Here is an 18,646-nt window from a genome sequence, read left to right as displayed (position 1 = left end):
GGTTTCCCATGACAATCAAAGCAGAAGATTTGCCTTATCGTCCCTGTGCGGGAATTATGGTGTTGAATGCCGAGGGCCTTGTCTGGGCCGGCAGGCGCATCAAGGAAGGCAATTCCGAATATGATGGCTCACCGCATCTGTGGCAGATGCCGCAGGGCGGCATCGATGACGGCGAACGGCCTTTGACGGCCGCCATTCGCGAACTCTACGAAGAAACAGGCATGAAAACGGTGAGCCTGCTTGCGGAGGCGAGCGACTGGATTCACTATGACCTGCCACCCGAACTGATCGGTATCGGCCTCAGGGGCAAATATCGCGGGCAGGCGCAGCGCTGGTTTGCTTTTCGTTTCGAAGGCGACGAAAGCGAGATCCAGATCGATCCGCCGCCGACCGGGCACACGGCCGAATTCGACGCGTGGGACTGGAAGCCGATGGAAAGCCTGCCGGAGCTCATCGTGCCGTTCAAGCGTGCGGTATACGAGCAGGTCGTGGCGGAGTTCCAGCACCTTTCCGGCAAATAAAAAAGGCGGCCTCGGCCGCCTTTTCTGTCCTGTCGCCAGTGCTTATTCCGCTTCGTTGGCGGAATCGGCGTTGAGCTGGCCGTATTTTTCCTCGCCGATCTTGCCGAGCAGTTCGAGCTGGGTTTCGAGAAAGTCGATATGGCCTTCCTCGTCGATCAGCAGTTCTTCGAAAAGCTTCATGGAGACGTAGTCTCCGGCCTCATAACAGATATCACGCGATTTCTTATAGGAGGTGCGGGCGTCATATTCGCCGGCAAGGTCGGATTCCAGAACTTCCTTGACGTTCTGGCCGATGCGCAGGGGCGAAACCGTCTGAAGGTTGGGATGGCCTTCAAGGAAGATGATGCGTGCGACCAGCTTGTCGGCGTGCTGCATTTCCTCAATGGATTCAGCACGTTCCTTTTTGGCGAGCTTCGTGTAGCCCCAGTCTTCCAGCAAACGATAGTGAAGCCAGTACTGGTTTACCGCACCGAGTTCGAGAAAAAGGGCCTCGTTAAGCCGCTCGATGACTTTTTTGTCGCCTTTCAATGTCCGCTCTCCTGTTCTCTTCATGGAATTGCTTCAGGCGGGACATAAAATCAAAAACATCGGCCTCAGTCGAGTGGCGACGGGCATGATATTCTTCAGTGGTTTTGATGATCAGGTCGACAACGGTGGGGAAACAGCCGCAGCAGCGGCCACGTTTTTCCATGGCGTGATACACTTTTGCAGGAACGATGAGCTGCCAACAGTCCTCGTCGAGGAGCTCGTTGATGACGTCCCGGATATCGTGATCGGTGATGTAATTGCAGCTGCAAACCAGCATGATGGACTGCCTGTATGACGCAACACGTTGTTTTCGTTCTTAAACCAAAACAGGACAGCAAATGTCAAGAAAAACCTCTTAATGAGTCGCCGAGGATTTTCTAGACTCATTCTAAACTATACAAAAACTATCGTATTTTCATTAGTTTAGGCTGCGTGTCATTCCAGTATTTCATCTTCAAGTTTTTGTGCGCGGCAAAATTCTCGAAGCTGAGATCACGGAAAGTTTACTGGTTCAGGCCGCCGGGAAGTCAGGATCGACGGCCTCAGGAGAAATATTGTCCGCCATTGGCCGTCATGGTCGAACCGGTGATGAAACCCGCCTCGTCGGAAACCAGAAACAGAACGCAGCGCGCGATTTCTTCCGGCTCACCCAGCCGTCCAACGGGAATTTGCGGCACGATCCGTTCCGCCAGAACCTTCTCCGGTATCGCTCTCACCATCTCCGTGCCGATATAGCCGGGGCAGATGGCGTTGACGGTGATATTGCGGCTGGCGCCTTCCTGGGCGAGCGCCTTGGTGAAGCCGATGTCGCCCGCTTTGGAGGCGGAATAATTGGCCTGTCCCGCCTGACCTTTCTGGCCATTGATGGAGGAGATGTTGACGATGCGGCCGAAGCCGCGGTCGCGCATGCCCGGCCATACGGGGTGGGTCATGTTGAACACGCCGGTGAGGTTGGTATCGATAACCTCGCGCCATTGCTGCGGCGACATTTTATGGAACATCGCATCGCGGGTGATGCCGGCATTGTTGACGAGCACCTCGACGGGACCGAAGGTCTCTTCCACTCTGGCTATGCCATTGACGCAGGCGTCATAGTCGCGCACGTCCCACTGAAAAGCGGGGATGCCGGTTTCTTTCTGGAATGCTTCCGCCCTGTCCGTCGTGAAGGCGTAATTGACGGCCACCCGGTAGCCGGCCGCCTGCAGGGCGCGGGCGATTGCGGCGCCTATGCCGCTCGTCCCGCCGGAAATCAACGCAACCCGGCTCATATCGGCCTCCATGACCTGTCACTGAAGCGCCTGCATATGCGAGGATGCTTCCATATCTTGCAGAACTTGTTCGTCGTGCTCACCGGCCACAGAAATGCGGCCAATGGGAGGCCGCTTCTACCCTATTGCGCGCTGAACCGGAATTGCTTTTTGCCAAGTCGTGCGGCAGTTTCAGAGTGCTTCGATGCACATGGCGACACCCATGCCGCCGCCGATGCAGAGCGTTGCGAGACCCTTCGACACGTTACGGCGGCGCATTTCGAAAATCAGGGTGTTGAGGACGCGCGCGCCGGAGGCGCCGATCGGATGACCGATGGCAATCGCCCCGCCATTGACGTTGACGATCGCAGGATCAAGGCCAAGTTCGCGCACCACGGCGCAGGACTGGGCCGCAAAGGCTTCGTTGGCTTCCACAAGGCCAATATCGCTGATCGACCAGCCGGCCTTGGCCAGCGCCTTGCGGGAGGCGGGGATGGGGCCGGTGCCCATGATCTGCGGATCGACACCCGCCGTCGCCCAGGAGGCGATACGGGCGAGCGGCCTGATACCGCGCTTTCCTGCTTCCTGTTCCGACATCAAAAGCGTAGCGGCGGCGCCATCGTTCAGACCGGAGGCGTTGCCGGCCGTGACCGTCCCTTCCTTGTCGAAGGCGGGGCGCAGCTTGGCCATGGTTTCCAGCGAAGCCCCGGCGCGGATATGCTCATCTGTATCAATGACGATATCGGCCTTACGGCCCTTCACCGTGAAAGCCACGATCTCATCTGCAAAACGGCCGGCGCTTTGCGCGGCTTCGGCCTTGTTTTGCGATGCGACGGCGAATTGGTCCTGCTCGTCGCGGGAAAGCTGCCATTGGCGGGCGATGTTTTCAGCGGTGATGCCCATGTGATAGCCATAAAAGGCGTCGGTAAGACCATCTTTCAGCATGGTGTCGATCATCTTGAAATCGCCCATCTTCACGCCGCCGCGCAAATGAGCGCAGTGAGGCGCCATGGACATGGATTCCTGCCCGCCGGCAATGACGATGTTCGCGTCGCCGGTCGCGATCTGCTGCATGCCGAGGGCCACGGCGCGCAGGCCGGAGCCGCAAAGCTGATTGAGGCCGAAGGCGGTCGCTTCCTGTGGAATGCCGGCCTTCATGGCAGCCTGCCGCGCCGGGTTCTGCCCCTCGCCCGCCGTCAGGACCTGACCGAGAATGACTTCATCGATTTCGTTTGCCGCGACACCGGCGCGCTCCAGCACGGCGCTGATGACGGTCGCCCCGAGCTCATGGGCTGGCGTATTGGCGAAGTGGCCATTGAAAGAGCCGACGGCTGTGCGCGCGGCGCTGGCAATCACGATTGAAGGCAGGGTCATCAGTTTTCTCCTCACTTGCGGGCGGAGACTGGCAAAGCTTTCAATACAAGTCAAATGGCGAAAGTTGCTTTAAAAGATGTTGCTAAATCACGCCGAAATCTTGCGGAAAATTGCTGCGCAAAAAACAAACTGTTGCGATGCACAAAACATTTGTCAGAGGGCTCGTTTTGCGCATACACTTTGCGGCGGGAAGAGCAATAACACCAAAAAACAAGAAAATACCATCATCGCGAGGAGGCGGGCATGGCGAAACACGACGGCGAAACAATCATTAAAAAATACGCCAACCGGCGGCTCTACAATACCGGCACCAGCACCTATGTGACGCTCGATGATCTGGCGCAGATGGTTAAGCGCGGCGAGGACTTCAAGGTTCAGGATGCCAAGTCCTCCGAAGACATCACGCATGCGGTGCTGACGCAGATCATCGTCGAACAGGAGGCCAAAACCGGCAATACGTTGCTGCCGACGGCGTTTCTGCGGCAATTGATCTCCTATTACGGCGACCAGATGCAAATGGTCGTGCCGACATTTCTCGAACATTCGATGAAGACCTTCTCCGACCAGCAGAGCCAGATGCAGGAGCATATGGCCAAGGCTTTCGGCGATGGTTCGCTTGCCCGCAATTTTCAGGCGCCGCTGCAAATGATGGAAGAGCAGATCCGCCGCAATACGGAACTGTTCCGGCAGGCGATGCAGGGTTTCACACCTTTCGCAATGCCGCAGGCGCCCAAGGAAACCCGCAAGCCGAATGCATCCGAAATCGACGAGCTGAAGGCGCAGTTGCGCGCATTGCAGCAAAAGCTCGATCAGCTCTGATCCTGTCGGGCCGATGCCCGGTTTCAGCAAACCGCATCGGCTTTTGCTTCAGACTTTCAGCCTGTCGTTCTTTCCGGCACGCGCAGCAACAGCAGGAAGCCGGATCCCAGAAATACGATGAGCGTCGCCATGCCGATATGGGCGGAGCCGCTTATCGTGGTTGCTATGGAAAACGACAGCGTCGCCATGAAGCTGGTGGCGCGTCCGGAGAGCGCATAAATGCCGAAATAACGGCCCGCCTCCGCCACGGTGATGTTGCGGGCGAGATAAGATCGTGACGAGGCCTGAACGGGGCCGAAGGCAAGGCCGATCAACACACCATAAAGCAGATAGGCCTTTTCCGCGCCGGTGGCGAAGATGCCGCCATTATCTGCGGTCGACAATTGTATCCAGCCGAACAGGGTGGAGCCCTTTTCCGTCGAGACGATTCCGAGCGTTGCCAGCAGCAGAAGTACCAGACTGATGAGGATGGTGATGCGCGACCCGAGCTTGTGGTCGACGCGCCCGGCGGCAAAGCAGCCGGCAATGGCAACGATATTGAGCAGAATTCCGAAGAGGCCGATTTCCATCGTTGCCCAGCCGAACATGCCAGCAGCGAAGGCCCCGCCGAGAATGAGAACGCCATTGACGCCATCCTGATAGAGCATGCGCGCAATCAGAAACCGCAACAGCACGGGGCGGTATCGCAGTTCGCGCAGCGTGATCTTCAGCTCCCCCAATCCCGAGCGGATCGCGGCTGCGAAGGGCAAGCCCTTTTCAGCATCGGGAGTGAGAAGAAACATCGGCAGAATGAAGATGAGATACCAGAGCGCGGCGAGCGGGCCGGTTATTCTGGCATCCTCGCCGGTTGCAGGATCGAGGCCGAAAAGAGGCTTGATACCGGCGATGGTCACCCCGGTCTGTGGATTGGCGGCCAGAAGCGTCACCACGGCAATCAGCACCACCATGCCGCCGAGATAACCGAGCCCCCAGGCGAGATTGGAGATACGCCCGACATTTTGCGGATTGGTCAGCCGCGGCATCATGGAATCGTTGAAGACGATAGAAAATTCCGCCGCGATGGAGGCGAGGATCATGCAGACGATTGGAAGGATGAGCGGCGAACCGGGTGCGGCAAACCACAGGAAAAAGAGACTGACGATCTTGATGACGGCAAAGAAGGCGATCCACGGCTTGCGTGCGCCGGACTGGTCGGCGATGGAGCCGAGAATGGGGGAGAAGAGAGCGATGATGATCGAAGACACCGTTGCCATATTGCTCCATGTCGCCTGCGCCGAAATCGGATCATCGGTGAGCCGTGCGACGAAATAAGGCCCGAAAACGAAGGTCGTGACGACCGTGAAAAACGGCTGTGCCGCCCAGTCGAACATCACCCAGCCCCAGATGCCGCGTTTGGCAACCACTGTTTCCGCATTTGGGGAAGGGACAGTCATTCATCGTCCTATCGGAAAATCGGGAAATAAAATGCGCGATGCGGGTGCATCCATCTTGTCTGGCGCCATCCGGGGGGACCCGGATGGCGTTTTTGAGGCTACCGATCAGCGTGCCTGAACGATATCGCCAAGCAGCCCGGCCGCGACCGTCAGACGGGCAAGGTTGGTATCGCCGCTGTCGCTGAGCGCGCCGAGTTCGGAGACGATTCGGTTGACCCGCACGCGGTCTGCCGCATACCAGGCCTGAACCGGATCCTTTTCCCTGGCATATTCGGTCAGCGCGGAGATGACGATCCGGCGTCTCGATGAGGAGATCTGGTCCTGGCTGCGCAGGAGAGCCAGACTCTCATAATGATCCGCCGGGGTGATGCGCTGGCTTGCATCCAGCAGACGCGCGACGCGGAATGTCGACGAGACGGTGGCATAGCTTTCGGCGGCGCGGGCAAGCGTGGTGCCGGCGCTTTCGGCGATGCGCATGATCTCCGGCACATAGACGAGCAGGGAAAGCGTATCGAGTTCCTCCAGAAGACCGGAAGGAACGCCGTCGATTTCCGTGACGCCGAGTTCGCGACGATACTTCGCCGCTGCCGGCGATAGCGTCTTGATGGCGGTTTTCAGTCGCTCGATTTCGGTCGCCATGTCGCCTGCGGCCGCACCCGCGCTCCCGGTTTGCAGGTAGAGCCTGCTCGCATCCGAGAAGATGCGCGTGATCGTGGCATAAAGCCCGTTCTGGACTTCACCGCCGACCTTGCCGTCAAGCGCGTCGACTTCGCTCCACAGACGTTTGAGACCGAAACCATCCTCGACGATCACCGCAGCCTTAACGACGTCGGCCGCTAGAAGGCCGCTCGCATCGGCAAGTTTCTGCACGAAGCCCGGGCCGCCGCGATTGACGACGGCATTGGCGAGCGCGGTCGCGACGATTTCGCGATGCAGACGATGCGACTTGATATCGTCCGCATAGTTCTTCTGCATCTTGGCCGGGAAATAATCGACTAGAAGATGCTGGAGATAGGGTTCGTCGGGAAGCGTGCTTGCCACCAGTGCGTCGAACAAGGTGAGCTTGGCATAGGAGAGGAGCACGCCGATTTCCGGTCGGGTCAGCGGTTTGCCGGTGGCGTATCTTTCGCTGAATTCGGCATTGTTCGGCAAGGTTTCGACCTTGCGGTTCAGTTGCCCGGTCGCCTCCAGCGCGCTCATCAGGCGGCCGAGTTCTTCGCGGTTCGAAAGGCCCAGCCGCTCCGTCAGCGAGATCGCCAGCGATTGCAGGTAGTTGTTGCGCAATACCAGCTGCGCCACTTCCGGCGTCATGGAAGCAAGAAGCTGGTTGCGTTTCGGCATCGTCAGGCGACCGCTGTTAACGGCGGAGGCAAGCGCGATCTTGATGTTGACCTCCACGTCCGAGGAGTTCACACCGGCCGAGTTGTCGATGGCGTCGGAATTGCATCGCCCGCCCGAAAGCGCATAGGCAATGCGGCCCTTCTGGGTGATACCCAGATTGGCGCCTTCGCCGATGACCTTGGCGCGCAGCTCGGTTGCGTTGACGCGGATGGGGTCGTTCGCCCTGTCACCCACCTCGGCATTGGTTTCCACCGCCGCCTTGATGTAAGTGCCGATGCCGCCGAACCACAGAAGATCGGTCGGCGCCTTCAGGATGGCCGTCATGATCTCGAAGGGCGTGGCGACAGATTTGTCGATGCCGATGGCGGCCACGGCTTCCGGTGTCAGCGTCACCGATTTTTCGGAGCGCGAGATGATCATCGCGCCGCCGGAGAGGGCCGAACGATCGTAATCCTGCCAGCTGGAACGCGGCAGTTCGAAAAGCCGCTTGCGTTCGGCAAAGGACCTGTCGGTATCGGGATCCGGATCGATGAAGATGTCGCGGTGATCGAAGGCGGCGATAAGCCTGATCTTTTCCGACAGCAGCATGCCGTTGCCGAAGACGTCGCCGGACATGTCGCCCACGCCCGCCACCGTGAAGGGGGTGGTCTGGATGTCGGTGTCCATTTCACGGAAATGGCGTTTCACCGTTTCCCAGGCGCCGCGGGCGGTGATGCCCATCTTCTTGTGGTCGTAACCGGCCGAACCGCCCGATGCGAAGGCGTCGTCCAGCCAGAAACCGGCCTCATGGGCAAGACCGTTCGCCGTATCGGAGAAGGTTGCCGTTCCCTTGTCGGCGGCGACGACGAAATAGGGGTCGTCACCGTCGAGCCGCAGCGTGTCGGCTGGCGGCACGATGGCATCGTTGACGATATTGTCGGTGATGGAGAGCAGGGTGCGGATATAGGTCTTGTAGGCTTCGCGGCCGGCATTGAAGACCTCGTCGCGGGAGCCGCCGGCCGGCAGGTTCTTCGGAAAGAAGCCGCCCTTGGCGCCGACCGGAACGATCACCGCGTTCTTGACCTGTTGCGCCTTGACGAGGCCGAGCACTTCCGTGCGGTAATCCTGGCCGCGATCCGACCAGCGCAGACCGCCGCGCGCGACCTTGCCGAAGCGCAGATGCACGCCTTCGACCTCTGTTCCGTAGACGAAGATTTCGCGGAAAGGCCGTGGGTCGGGCAGGCCGTCCAGATGTTTCGGATCGAACTTGAAGGCCAACAGGTCACGCGGCGTACCATCGGCATTTTTCTGGAAGTAGTTGGTGCGCAGCGTCGCGTCGATGGCGTTGACGTAACGCCTGAGCGTGCGGTCCTCATCGAGATTGGGAACGCCGCTCAACGCCGCTTCGATTGCCTTGTGTATTTCGGCGAGTTTCTTCAGCCGCTTCTTTTCGTCGACGGACGGATCGAAGCCGGCCTTGAACAGCGCGAAAATATTGCGGGAAATCGCCGGATACTTATAGAGCGTTTCGGAAATATGCTCCTGCGAATAGACGATGCCGGTCTGGCGGAGATAACGCGCATAGGCGCGCAGCACGGAGACTTCGCGCACGGTGAGGCCGCAGGCGAGGATCAGGCGGTTGAAGTTGTCATTGTCGACCTTGCCGGAGAAGGCGGCGAGGAAAGCTTCTTCGAGTTTCTGTCCATAGTGCGGCAGATCGAGCGTCGTTCCCTTGGCGACGGACAATTCCATGTCGTGCAGCACGATGTCGCGCTTTTCGCCGTCTGAAACGACGCCGATATCGAAGGTGCGTTCGCTGATGACATTGAAACCGAGATTTTCGAGCAGGGGCACGCGGCGTGAAAGCGGTAGATGGCCGTCGCGGTGGAAAATCTTCAGCGACAGCGTCTCCGCTGATTGACCTTCCTGCTGGTAAAATTCGATGCGGACCGGCTCGCCCTTCGCGGCGCCGAGAATATCCGGCATGTCGCCGATCGCTTCTTCCGGCGTGAAGGCTTCCTGATAGGCTTGATCGACCTCCAGCACCGGCGCTCCCGGCTCGGAGAGGGCGACGAAATGGTCTATCCAGCGCGCTGCAATGTCGCTGACGGCGTCTTCGAGCTTGTCCTGGGCGATGCGCGGCGTCTTGCCTTCCGTTCGGCCGACAATGAAGTGGACGCGGGCGACGGCGCCTTCGGGGAAGGCGGGGTAATAGGCGGAAATATGCCCGTCATAGACCCTGCTCAGATAGTCGCCGATCTTCTCGCGTACATAGGAATTATACTCCTCGCGCGGAACGAAGATGATGGCCGAAACGAAACGGTCGAAACGGTCGATACGTGCAAGCACGCGCACGCGCGGCCGGTCGCTCAGTTCCATGATCTGCTCGACGAAGCGGATCAGAAGATCGGCTTCGATCTGGAAAAGATCGTCACGCGGATAGGCTTCCAGCGTGTTCTGCAGGATACGCCCCGAGTGGCTGTTCGGATCGAAGCCGAAATGCCGCTCGACTTCCGCCACCTTGGCGCGCAGCAGCGGTATCTGCTTGACCGAGCGCGTATAGGCGGTGGCGGTGAAGAGGCCGACGATGCGCAATTCGCCGATGACATTGCCGTCCTCGTCGAAGCGCTTGATGCCGATATAATCCATATAGGCGCGGCGGTGCACGATGGATTTCACATTGGCCTTGGTGACGATGAGGAAATCCGGGCCGTCGAGGAAGGCGAGAATTTCGGGTGTCGTCGTCACGGCATTCTTGCCGAGGCGCAGCACGCGCACATCCGGATCGCTGAGGCTGCCGAGACCGACGCCATCACCGCGCTCGATCTTCGCGTTCTTTCCCTTGCCGGAATAGGTGTAGTCACGCATGCCGAGGAAGGTGAAATTGTCGTTGCGAAGCCAGTTGAGGAATTCGACGGCTTCCGCACGCTCGGTCTTGCGCCGTGACGAACCGCGCTTGGACAATTCATCCAGCGCCTCATCGAGTTTCGCCAGCATGGGCCGCCAGTCGCGATAGGCGAACTGAACCTGCGTCAGCACGAAGCGCAGTCTTTCTTCCAGCGCTGCGGCGGCTTGCGTCGTGAGCGGCGCGATATGGAGCTGGATGAGGCTGATATTTTCAGCGGGGTCATCCTCGGGTTCCGCGAGACGATAGCCCGCCTGCGCGCTTTCGTCGCGCACCAGGATCGGGTGCACCGCGAGATAAAGACCGCGATAGCTGCTGGTGACCTCGCCCATGACGGAATCGTAAAGGAAGGGCATATTGCGGCCGATAATGGTCAGGACCGTTACCGGAATATCCCGCGGCGAAACGCCCTCCACCTGGGAGATGCCGATGTACGGAACGTCTCCGGTCCAGTGCGAAAGCGCCTCGAAACTGTGAGCGGCGCTCGCAGCCAGCATCTCTGCGGAATAATATTCTATATCGTCGGCGCTTGCCCTTCCATAAAGAATACCTGGGTCAAGAAATTGGACATTTTCGGCAATTGCCTGCTGGCGCGCTTTTTCGATCTGTTTTTCGCGTTTTGGATTATTTCTGTAGCCCATTTGACGTGGATTCCTCCAAAAATCACACTTTAATATAAAAAAGCATCGCCAATTTGCGGATTTTGCCTTTTCAGTCGAATCGGATATTGGCGTGGAATTACGAAGAGTTTAAGAGGCTTTCGTGTTTCTTCGGTCGGTAAGTGAAATTTTTTTGCTCCTTTTGCCATGAGGGCCTGTCACGAAGCATTTTGACAGTATTTCTGCGGCTAATTTTTAGGCGGTTCTTTGGCTGCCATGTGATGTTGCGGCCACGGTCGAAGCAAATTATTGATTTGCGCCTATTTTTGTGGTACACCAACGACACTGATCCACAGCGTGGCATTTGTGTGCCCAAAAACACCACGAAAGCAACACCTCTTTTGCACGCGGTTTCCGTGACATATCGAGCGTTTACGTTATCGAACCCCGCAAGACGGGAAGGTGTGTTTTTGCGTGCACGGCTGGACCAGTGCGGAGTCACCTGACGGTTCCCCCGTCTCATCAGGGCCTGACCGACCCAACCCCGGCATCCCCGGGTATGTAACAGGGAGTTTTTAGAACGAATGACGACCCAGCAGAAGAAATCTCCAGCACATCACGGTTTCAAGACCGGTGAAGCGATTGTGTATCCCGCTCATGGTGTCGGTACCATTTCTGCCATCGAGGAACAAGAAGTCGCCGGCATGAAGCTTGAGCTTTTTGTCATTGATTTCGAAAAAGACAAGATGCGTCTTAAAGTTCCCGTCGCCAAAGCCGTCAGCATCGGCATGCGCAAGCTTTCCGAAGGCGATTTTGTTGAGCGGGCGCTGAAAGTGGTGCAGGGCAAGGCGCGTGTGAAGCGTACCATGTGGTCGCGCCGCGCGCAGGAATATGATGCGAAGATCAATTCCGGCGATCTGATCGCGATTGCGGAAGTCGTGCGCGATCTCTACCGTGCGGAAAATCAGCCGGAGCAGTCCTATTCCGAGCGTCAGCTTTACGAAGCTGCTCTCGACCGCATGGCGCGCGAAATCGCCGCTGTCAACAAGATGTCTGAAACCGAGGCTGTTCGCCTGGTGGAAGTGAACCTTGCCAAGGGCCCCAAGCGCGGCAAGACCGTCGAAGAGGACGATTCTCAGGACGAAGCCGCTTAATAACCGGCTTTTTCCCTCTAAAAAAACCCGCCTTGATGGCGGGTTTTTTGTTGCCCGATTGCAGGCTGAAATTCACAGGATGCGGATTTTCGTGCCTTTGCGCAGATGCGGCAGGATGCGCCGCATGTCACGGGGATGGAGGGCGACGCAGCCTGCGGTCGGCTCATATCCCGGTCTGATCAGATGCATGAAGATTGCCGAGCCGCGGTTGCGGCTTCTCGAGGTGATATTCCAGTCGAGCACCAGGCAGACGTCGTAGAGGCTGTCCTTGCGCATCATCTCTTCATGGCTCGGGGCGAAGGGCGCTTTGACCAGTCTGTTGTAACTGGGACTACGGGGCTCGTCGCACCACAGCATGGACTTGCGTGTTCGCTGCATCGGCAATGCCGTGGCGATGCCGGCAAGGCGGTCGCCGCGATAAAACCCGTGCAGCAGGCCGATGGTGGAGATGGGAGATTTTCCGTCTCCCTCGCGTTTCAGCGCAGTGCGGCCATTGCGTCCGATCGCGGCTGGAAAGGTGAGATGCCCGAGCTGGACGATGGCGCGGCTGATTTTCGAGGGAGCCGGCCGAACCATGAGCGTCGATGCGCGTTTACGTTGTCTTACGGGCTGGGTGCTCATGTTTTTCACGAGATTTTGCTTTGCAGGTTATTTAACGTGAAGTCATAGCACTTCGTTATATCATGGCAATGGGTTGACCTTTTATCGGCAAACCGCTGAATTGGCTGATAATTAGAGCGCCGGGCGTCTTTGGGGATGCACAAGGCACGCTCTAACTCTTTTAAACTACGCATCGTGTCTCTCGAAAATCGAGCCTGATTTTTGGGCCGATGCGCTAAAGTAAGAAAGGCTGAGAATCCGAATGACGGCTCGCACTATCCTTCTGGTGGACGATGACGACGATCTTCGGGAGACGCTGACCGAGCAATTGTCTCCCTATGAGGAATTCTCGCTGCTCAGCGGCGCCAATGCCGCGCAGGCGATGCAGACCGCCAAGACCGCCCAGGTCGATCTTCTGATCATGGACGTAGGCCTGCCGGACATGGACGGCCGTGAGGCGGTAAAGCTGTTGCGCAAGGGCGGCTTCAAGGCGCCGATCATCATGCTGACCGGGCATGATACCGATTCCGACACTATTCTTGGGCTGGAAGCCGGGGCGAACGACTATGTGACGAAACCCTTCCGTTTCGCCGTGCTTCTGGCGCGTATCCGGGCGCAGCTGCGTCAATACGAGCAGAGTGAGGATGCGGTTTTCACCGTCGGTCCCTATCAGTTCAAGCCCAGCCAGAAGCTGTTGACGACGGAGGACGGCAAGAAAATCCGGCTGACGGAAAAGGAAGCGGCGATCATTCGTTATCTCTACCGCGCCGGCAGCACCGTCGTTACCCGCGACGTCCTGCTGGAAGAGGTCTGGGGTTACAATTCCGGCGTGACAACGCACACGCTGGAAACGCATGTCTATCGTCTGCGCCAGAAGATCGAACGCGACCCGTCCAACGCTGAAATTCTGGTGACCGAGAACGGTGGATACAAGATCGTTCCCTGAGCAGGGGGCTCTTTGCACCTGTCACATGTTCAAAGCTCACGCTGCGCGTCCGAAAAGGCGCGCGGCGTTCTAACAGCTTGTATTTTGAGGGCCGATATTGGAAAACCGCTATAGTGATGCAGGCGTTTTTCCGGAGTAACGATCGACATGGCCTTGACGGACGATATCATGCTGCTGGGGCAAGTGCCGTTATTTGCTGGTTTCAGTGATGACCAGTTGCGGCTTATCGCCTTCGGTGCGGAGCGCCGCCGTGTATCGGCCGGACAGACATTGTTTCGGGAACACTCACCGGCCGAATGCGCTTTTGCGGTGACGGCTGGCCATTTCGAGCTTTTCACGGCCGGGCGGGATGGCAAGCCCGTGCTGCAGGCGACGCCGGGCAAGGGGGCGCTGCTTTCGGAACTTGCGCTTTTCACGCTCTGCGAACGGAAGTTCACTGCCGTGGCAGTGGAGGATTCCGAAGTCATCCGCATAACGCGCATCCTCTTCCACCGGCTGGTGGAGGAGTTTCCGGAGGTTGCCGATATCGTGTCGGCGCGTATTCGCGACAATATCGCGTCGCTGGCGGCGGGTGCGGCCCGTTTGCAGAACCGCTTCGTCTAACGCCAGAATTCCGCCTGTTCAGAACCGGAAATGGGCGGTGACGGGAACATGGTCGGATGGCCGGTTCCAGCCGCGGGCCTCGCGCAATATGTCGATTTTTTCGAGTGAGGAGCCGAGATCCTGCGAAGACCAGATATGGTCGAGGCGGCGGCCGCGATCAGCCGCTTCCCAGTCCTTGGCGCGGTAGCTCCACCAGGTATAGATCTTTTCCGTCTCCGGCACGTTCAGGCGCATCAGGTCGAGCCAGTTGCCCTGCTTCATGATGTCAAGCATGCCTTCGGTTTCGACAGGCGTATGGCTGACGATCTTCAGAAGCTGCTTGTGCGACCAGACGTCATTTTCGAGTGGTGCGATGTTGAGATCGCCGACGAGAATGGACGAGGTGCCAGGCACGCCATCGGCGCGCAGCGCCTTCATTTCCTCGATAAAATCCAGCTTGTGGCCGAATTTCGGATTGATCGAGCGATCCGGCTCGTCACCGCCTGCCGGCACATAAAAATTATGCAGTCGCACGCGGCGCGATCCGACCTGAAAAATCGCGGAAATGTGGCGTGCGTCGCCGATACCACAATAGTCCTGTCGATGATCTTCGGTCAGCGGAATCTTCGAGGCAATGGCGACGCCGTGATAGCCCTTCTGGCCATGGATGATGACATGCTCATAACCGAGCGCTTTCAGCGGCTTCATCGGAAACTCGCCATTCGGGCATTTCGTTTCCTGCAGGCAAAGAATGTCGGGTTTGTAACGTACCAGAAACTGCTCAACGATCGGCATTCTGAGCCTGACCGAGTTGATGTTCCAGGTGGTTATCGAAAACGACATGCATGTGCTCCGCTTTTACTGCCGCGAACCGCTTGGCTCGTGACATGTTTCCGGGGCGCAGGCTTATAACATCGCGACGAAAACGGGAATGTATTTTAGCGGTAAAATGAAAAAGGCGACCGCAGGGTCGCCTTTCGAAGAATTTCCTTGGGGCTTAAAGCCTCAGCCGCCTTTGCGAACTTCCTCGTAATTGATGTTGAAGACGCGTTCATCGAGGTTCACGCCGGTCTGGACGTTGAAGATCATGACGGTCGTGTCCTTGTTCTGAGCGTCTGTCGTGGTCCATTGCCTCAGATCGAAGGTCTTCGGATCGAACATCAGGGTAATGGTGGAATCGCCGAAGACGCTCTTGTCGCCCAGCACGATGGTGGTCAGGTCCGATTCTTCCTTGACGTTGCGAACCTTCTGATTGCCGAGATCGATCTTGTCGGACAGAAGCAGGCTGAGCGGCGTCTTGGAAAGCGGATAAAGATCCCAGGTCTTGAGCTTCATATTGCCGATAACGACGTTCTTGCCATCGGCGATGACCCGCATGGGCGAGGGGTCTTCGTAGTTGAAGCGGAGTTTGCCGGGGCGTTCGATGTAGAACTTGCCACCGGTCTGTTCACCGCGCGGGCCGAACTGGACGAATTCCCCCATCATGGTTTTGACCGACGAGAAGTGATTGGCGATTTTCTGCGCTGTCGCCGTGTTGCCGGCCGCCTGGGCAAAGGCGTCAAGCGGCGACAGGCCGGCCATGATTGCGGCCATGGAAAATGCCGTCAGCACGCCACGACGCGTCACGCCGTTTTGCGGTGTGTTTGCGTTGGCCGTTTCGCCGGTGGTCAGGTCGTTCATTCTATTCTCCTTCATCGCAGCGATTGTCCGCATAAAAGGCGGCGGCTTCATGACGTTGAAAGCGTGTAATAACGCTTCTTCGCCCCGCTTGGTTGCGGACGTTACCGCTCGATGATGTCTGCTTCCGTCGGTACGAGTATTTCACGTTTTCCGGCGTGGTTGGCGGGGCCGATAATGCCTTCCTGCTCCATGCGCTCGATCAGCGAGGCGGCGCGGTTATAGCCGATGCCGAGACGCCGCTGCACGTAGGATGTGGAGGCCTTGCCATCGCGAAGCACGACGGCCACGGCCTGATCGTAAGGGTCCTCGGAATCGGAGAAACTGCCGGTGCCGGCCGGGCCGCCGCCATTGCCTTCCTCGTCGTCTTCCTCGGTAATCGCTTCCAGATATTCCGGTGCGCCCTGTGTCTTCAGATAGGCGACGATTTCTTCCACCTCGTTGTCGGAAACGAAGGGCCCGTGCACGCGCTGAATGCGCCCGCCGCCTGCCATATAGAGCATGTCGCCCATGCCGAGCAGCTGCTCGGCGCCCTGCTCTCCAAGGATGGTGCGGCTGTCGATCTTCGACGTCACCTGGAAGGAGATGCGGGTCGGGAAGTTTGCCTTGATCGTGCCGGTGATGACGTCGACGGAGGGGCGCTGGGTGGCCATGATGACATGGATGCCGGCGGCGCGCGCCATCTGTGCCAGGCGCTGCACCGCGCCTTCGATGTCCTTGCCGGCCACCATCATCAGGTCGGCCATCTCGTCGATGATGACGACGATATAGGGCAGGGGCTTCAGATCGAATTCTTCCGTCTCGTAGATCGCCTCGCCGGTCTGGCGGTCGAAGCCGGTCTGCACCGTGCGGGTGAGGATTTCGCCCTTGTCGAGCGCCTGCTGCACGCGGCTGTTGAAACCGTCGATATTGCGCACGCCGATCTTCGACATCTTCTTGTAGCGCTCTTCCATCTCGCGCACCGTCCATTTCAGCGCCACGACGGCCTTTTTCGGATCGGTAACGACGGGAGAGAGCAGATGCGGAATGCCGTCATAGATCGACAGTTCGAGCATTTTCGGGTCGATCATGATCAGGCGGCACTGTTCCGGCGACATGCGGTAAAGCAGCGACAGGATCATGGTGTTGATGGCGACCGACTTGCCCGAACCGGTGGTGCCGGCAACGAGCAGATGCGGCATCTTGGCGAGATCGGCGATGACAGGTTCGCCGCCGATGGTCTTGCCGAGCGCCATGGCGAGTTTGGCCTTGCTGTTTTCGAAATCGCGGCTGCCGATCAGTTCCCGCAGGAATACGGTTTCGCGCGTCTGGTTCGGCAGTTCGATGCCGATGGCATTGCGGCCGGGAACGACGGCGACGCGGGCGGCGATCGCGCTCATGGAGCGGGCGATGTCATCGGCAAGGCCGATGACACGCGAGGATTTGATGCCGGGTGCCGGTTCCAGTTCGTAGAGCGTGACGACCGGGCCGGGGCGGACATGAATGATTTCGCCCTTGACGCCGAAATCCTCGAGAACGCCTTCCAGAAGGCGGGCGTTCTGTTCCAGCACTTCCTCGCTCAGCATATTGTCGTGAACGACATTCTTCGGCTCCGCCAGAAGATGGACTGTGGGTAACTGGAAACCGTCTGCGGCGATGAAAGAGGCCTGCGCCTCCCTTGCCACGCGCTCGCTGGGCTTCGGGCGCGCGGAAGGGGCGGTTATTCTGGGTTGCCCGCGTCCCGGCGCCTGTCGGGCGGTGAATTTCTGGTCGGACTCGTCGTCGGAGAGAATGCCGTTCGGCAGCCGGCGTCCATCCGCGTCGAAGGGTTGTTCGTCATCCATGTCCTCGTCATGATCGAGCGCGATGGAGGGAGGTGACATCTGGCGACGCGATGCGGCGCGTTCTTCGAAAGACGGCTCTGCGCGCTGGTCGAGACGGTTGATCGCGGTCTTGAGGCGCGACGGTTCGTTCAGCGTGCCGAATTCATATTCGTTGAAGTCGTAAGGATGTTCGAATTCATCGTGCAGGGATTTAGACTTCAGACCGAACAGGCGGCGGAAGCGCGCCTGGGTGATGTACCAGTAATGCGCCAGCGCGCCGAAGGCGAGCATATTGGCGAAGAAACCCTCGCCGTCGTCTTCATCATCCTCTTCGGCCTCACGGGCGGCGCGGGCCTTGCTGGTGGCGACGGGAGCGGCTTCTTCGCGTTCCAGCTCGTCATCCAAACCGCCAACGACACCGGCGGCAAACAGCATCAGCCATGCGGCGGGTGCCGCAAATATGACACCCAGTACCGTGGCAATCGTGCCGGTGGGGTAAGCGCCGATGAAAAGGGCGGGAAAACGCAGGATCATGTCACCGATGACGCCGCCGATGCCGTTCGGCAGCGGCCATGTCACGGGGGCCGGAAAACAGCCCAGCGAGGCGGCGCAGACGATGGCGCCTGCGACCCAGGCTACGAGGCGAACGGGTATGCGGTGGAATTTGCGGCCGGCGATCAGCGCGATCGCCCAGGCGATGACGGGCAGGAGCGAGATGATTGCGGAAAGCCCGAGGAACTGCATCACGATATCGGCGAAAATCGCACCGCCGTAGCCCAGAAGATTGGTGGGCTGGTTTCCTGTCGCGTAGGAGAGGCTCGGATCCGCGACATTCCATGTCGCGAGCGCGGCGATGCCCAGTGCAATCGTGGCCAGCAGAGCGAAACCGGCGAGAGCCATGATCTGACGCACGAAAAACGCCGTCAACACGAAGCGCGTGTGACGACCATCGAATGTCGGAGAATGCATTCTGCCCATGTCCCTGAACCCGTCGTTTTATGGTTTCGGCAAGATCCGGCAGGAGACCTGATCCCGGATTGACAGGGAAAACTAACCGCTTGCTGGTTAATGTCGTGTTAACCATGCGGTTTTTTGAGGCGCTTCGGCTTTACGGCAAAGAAAAAGGCCCGCCGGAGCGG

Annotated in this window: 15 protein-coding genes; 5 read left to right on the top strand and 10 right to left on the bottom strand. The window is 58.6% G+C overall.

The window, feature by feature from the left end; translation table 11 throughout:
- Positions 1-8: 8 nt before the first annotated feature.
- Positions 9-521 (top strand): RNA pyrophosphohydrolase, encoded by a 513-nt coding sequence (locus tag ACQZ5G_RS18940; protein WP_020811992.1) that lies wholly within the window; start codon positions 9-11, stop codon positions 519-521.
- 42 nt (positions 522-563) lie between these two features.
- Here the strand turns inward: ACQZ5G_RS18940 and bfr are convergent, their stop codons facing one another.
- The 4 genes from bfr to ACQZ5G_RS18920 form a co-directional block, all read right to left on the bottom strand.
- On the bottom strand, positions 564-1,049 hold the full coding sequence (bfr, locus tag ACQZ5G_RS18935; protein WP_448738017.1) for a bacterioferritin: 486 nt from the start codon (positions 1,047-1,049) through the stop codon (positions 564-566).
- Complete coding sequence (locus ACQZ5G_RS18930) at positions 1,015-1,326, bottom strand: (2Fe-2S)-binding protein (RefSeq protein ID WP_003505234.1); 312 nt, start codon at positions 1,324-1,326, stop codon at positions 1,015-1,017. The genes bfr and ACQZ5G_RS18930 overlap by 35 nt, the downstream gene beginning before the upstream one ends.
- 265 nt (positions 1,327-1,591) lie before the next feature.
- Complete coding sequence (gene phbB, locus ACQZ5G_RS18925; RefSeq protein WP_448738016.1) at positions 1,592-2,317, bottom strand: acetoacetyl-CoA reductase; 726 nt, start codon at positions 2,315-2,317, stop codon at positions 1,592-1,594.
- 171 nt (positions 2,318-2,488) lie between these two features.
- Positions 2,489-3,670, bottom strand: coding sequence for an acetyl-CoA C-acetyltransferase (locus ACQZ5G_RS18920; RefSeq protein ID WP_080856879.1), 1,182 nt, complete (start codon positions 3,668-3,670; stop codon positions 2,489-2,491).
- A gap of 243 nt (positions 3,671-3,913) precedes the next feature.
- Between ACQZ5G_RS18920 and phaR the strand changes: the two genes are divergently transcribed.
- Positions 3,914-4,489 (top strand): polyhydroxyalkanoate synthesis repressor PhaR, encoded by a 576-nt coding sequence (gene phaR, locus ACQZ5G_RS18915; protein WP_003520279.1) that lies wholly within the window; start codon positions 3,914-3,916, stop codon positions 4,487-4,489.
- A gap of 56 nt (positions 4,490-4,545) precedes the next feature.
- On the opposite strand, the gene ACQZ5G_RS18910 is transcribed toward phaR, so the two are convergent.
- Together ACQZ5G_RS18910 and ACQZ5G_RS18905 are read right to left on the bottom strand one after the other, a co-directional pair.
- A complete protein-coding gene (locus ACQZ5G_RS18910; RefSeq protein ID WP_448738015.1) occupies positions 4,546-5,922 on the bottom strand; it encodes an MFS transporter in 1,377 nt (458 codons plus the stop codon).
- A 105-nt stretch (positions 5,923-6,027) separates the two neighbouring features.
- Entirely contained in the window at positions 6,028-10,788 is a 4,761-nt protein-coding gene (locus ACQZ5G_RS18905) for an NAD-glutamate dehydrogenase (RefSeq protein WP_448738014.1), read from the bottom strand.
- A 542-nt stretch (positions 10,789-11,330) separates the two neighbouring features.
- On the opposite strand from ACQZ5G_RS18905, the gene ACQZ5G_RS18900 reads away from it, so the two are divergent.
- Positions 11,331-11,900, top strand: coding sequence for a CarD family transcriptional regulator (locus tag ACQZ5G_RS18900; protein ID WP_003505223.1), 570 nt, complete (start codon positions 11,331-11,333; stop codon positions 11,898-11,900).
- A 72-nt stretch (positions 11,901-11,972) separates the two neighbouring features.
- On the opposite strand, the gene ACQZ5G_RS18895 is transcribed toward ACQZ5G_RS18900, so the two are convergent.
- Positions 11,973-12,476, bottom strand: a complete 504-nt coding sequence (locus ACQZ5G_RS18895; RefSeq protein ID WP_125145361.1) for a L,D-transpeptidase family protein — start codon at positions 12,474-12,476, stop codon at positions 11,973-11,975.
- A 286-nt stretch (positions 12,477-12,762) separates the two neighbouring features.
- Between ACQZ5G_RS18895 and ACQZ5G_RS18890 the strand changes: the two genes are divergently transcribed.
- Both ACQZ5G_RS18890 and ACQZ5G_RS18885 read left to right on the top strand, forming a co-directional pair.
- The gene (locus ACQZ5G_RS18890; protein WP_003505216.1) at positions 12,763-13,446 is read left to right on the top strand and encodes a response regulator transcription factor; all 684 of its coding nucleotides are present in this window, start codon (positions 12,763-12,765) and stop codon (positions 13,444-13,446) included.
- Positions 13,447-13,593: 147 nt separating this feature from the next.
- Entirely contained in the window at positions 13,594-14,049 is a 456-nt protein-coding gene (locus ACQZ5G_RS18885; RefSeq protein ID WP_003520283.1) for a cyclic nucleotide-binding domain-containing protein, read from the top strand.
- A gap of 18 nt (positions 14,050-14,067) precedes the next feature.
- Here the strand turns inward: ACQZ5G_RS18885 and ACQZ5G_RS18880 are convergent, their stop codons facing one another.
- From ACQZ5G_RS18880 to ACQZ5G_RS18870, 3 genes are all read right to left on the bottom strand, one after another.
- On the bottom strand, positions 14,068-14,871 hold the full coding sequence (locus ACQZ5G_RS18880; RefSeq protein WP_110756620.1) for an exodeoxyribonuclease III: 804 nt from the start codon (positions 14,869-14,871) through the stop codon (positions 14,068-14,070).
- 162 nt (positions 14,872-15,033) lie between these two features.
- The gene (locus ACQZ5G_RS18875; protein WP_052025744.1) at positions 15,034-15,759 is read right to left on the bottom strand and encodes an outer membrane lipoprotein carrier protein LolA; all 726 of its coding nucleotides are present in this window, start codon (positions 15,757-15,759) and stop codon (positions 15,034-15,036) included.
- A gap of 50 nt (positions 15,760-15,809) precedes the next feature.
- Positions 15,810-18,476, bottom strand: a complete 2,667-nt coding sequence (locus tag ACQZ5G_RS18870) for a DNA translocase FtsK (protein ID WP_448738013.1) — start codon at positions 18,474-18,476, stop codon at positions 15,810-15,812.
- Positions 18,477-18,646 lie beyond the last annotated feature (170 nt).

The sequence above is a fragment of the Agrobacterium sp. 22-214-1 genome (genome assembly GCF_053522465.1).
The sequence above is the reverse complement of the archived record's forward strand: the minus strand, read 5'-3'. Positions and strand labels throughout refer to the sequence as shown.